Below are 1,003 nucleotides of genomic sequence, written 5' to 3' on the forward strand. Positions count from 1 at the left end.
TAGGCACTGTTTCTCGGATCTCCTGACGTGAGTGGGGTGTTGGGGTCAGGCTTGTCGTATGGGCCGTGGGGATCTGACGAACGCGGAGTGGGACCGGCTGGAGTCATTCCTGCCTCCTGGTGGTGCTCGTGGAGGCCGGTGGAGTGATCACCGTCGGGTCATCAACGGGGTGCTGTACCGGGTCCGGACCGGTGTGCAGTGGCGGGATCTACCGGAACGGTTCGGGCCGTGGGAAACCGTCTATAAGCGTCATCGCCGCTGGTCAGCGGACGGAACGTGGACGATGCTGCTCTCTCGGATCCAGTCCGCCGAGGATGCTGCGGGCCGGATCGACTGGGAAGTGTCGGTGGACTCAACAGCAGTGCGGGCCCACCAGCACGCCGCCGGCGCGAGGAAGACACCGGCAGTCATCGCTCCTCAAAAGGGGCACGTTGGGGGGACGAACCCGGTCGATCCGGTGCTGCGGAAGCTGGTGGGCCGGCTCGAGGAAGTGGTCAGATCGGCGAGTGCCTGGGACGCTCCCGCGGCGGATTCACGACCAAGATCCACCTCGCTGCGGACGGGCGATGCAGGCCTCTCGCCCTCGTCCTGACACCCGGGCACTACGGCGACGGGCCTCAGCTCGAGCGGGTGCTCGAGCAGGTCTCCGTCCCCCGCCTCGGAGTCGGCCGGCCCCGCACTCGCCCTGACCATGTCCTGGCCGATAAGGCCTACACCTCTCGGAGGAATCGCCGCTACCTGCGACGACGCGGAATCCGGCACACCATCCCCGAACGCCTCGACCAGCAAAGACACCGCAAGAACCGCGGTTCACGCGGCGGCCGGCCCACGGGCTTCGACAGCGAGCGATACAAGAAACGCAACACCGTCGAACGAGCCATCAACCGGCTCAAGGGCTTCCGCGCCGTCGCCACCCGCTACGAGAAACGCGCCTACATCTACCTCGGCACCGCCACTCTCGCAGCCCTCATCATCTGGCTCCGAACATGATCCAAGAAACAAC

The 1,003-nt window shown here is 66.1% G+C and carries 1 protein-coding gene; it reads left to right on the forward strand.

Annotation, left to right across the window (positions count from 1 at the left end):
• Nucleotides 1-58: 58 nt before the first annotated feature.
• A protein-coding gene (locus tag ACFYO5_RS37910) for an IS5 family transposase (RefSeq protein ID WP_388718339.1) occupies nucleotides 59-990 on the forward strand; the annotation gives its coding sequence in 2 pieces (ribosomal slippage) (nucleotides 59-412 and nucleotides 415-990; 930 coding nt in all).
• Nucleotides 991-1,003 lie beyond the last annotated feature (13 nt).

It is taken from the genome of Streptomyces sp. NPDC006259, assembly GCF_042870975.1.
Taxonomy (GTDB): Bacteria; Actinomycetota; Actinomycetes; order Streptomycetales; family Streptomycetaceae; genus Streptomyces.